Source organism: Bradyrhizobium sp. NBAIM08 (assembly GCF_020193935.1).
GTDB classification, from domain to species: domain Bacteria; phylum Pseudomonadota; class Alphaproteobacteria; order Rhizobiales; family Xanthobacteraceae; genus Bradyrhizobium; species Bradyrhizobium yuanmingense.
On sequence record NZ_JADYVR010000892.1, the window covers coordinates 1 to 408 of the forward strand.

Sequence of the window (408 nt, forward strand, 5' to 3'; positions counted from 1 at the left end):
GGCCTATAATGGTTCGACCAAAACCCGGGTGACAGGGATGGAATTCGTGCCAGAGCCTTTCGATGCCGGTCTGATAGGGTATCCCTATTTCGATGCGCTCCAAGCCACGGAGAACTTCCTGTACGGCCACCGGGCGGATGGGTTTTGGAGATGCGGAAAAGACGGAATCTGGTCGAAGTTCACCGTACCCCAAACTCCGGCCGCGTCCCCGCGCTTTTTGGCCGGCGAAAATGCGATAGTGCTGGGTGGGGCGAACTCAAACTCCCTTTCCGTTTCGGAAGACGGCGGGAACTCCTGGAATCGGGTCGTTCTGTCGGAGCCCCCGCTTGGCGGCGGCGGGTATATCTCGGCCCTGTTGGAAACGGGCGGACTTTATTTTGCCGTCGCCAGTATCTGGATCCCCGGGGT

1 protein-coding gene is annotated in these 408 nt (G+C 59.3%); it reads left to right on the plus strand.

Features of this window, described 5'->3' with window-relative positions:
- Positions 1-37: 37 nt before the first annotated feature.
- On the plus strand, positions 38-408 hold a 371-nt coding region (locus I6F37_RS42575; protein ID WP_225154763.1), incomplete at its 3' end, for a hypothetical protein.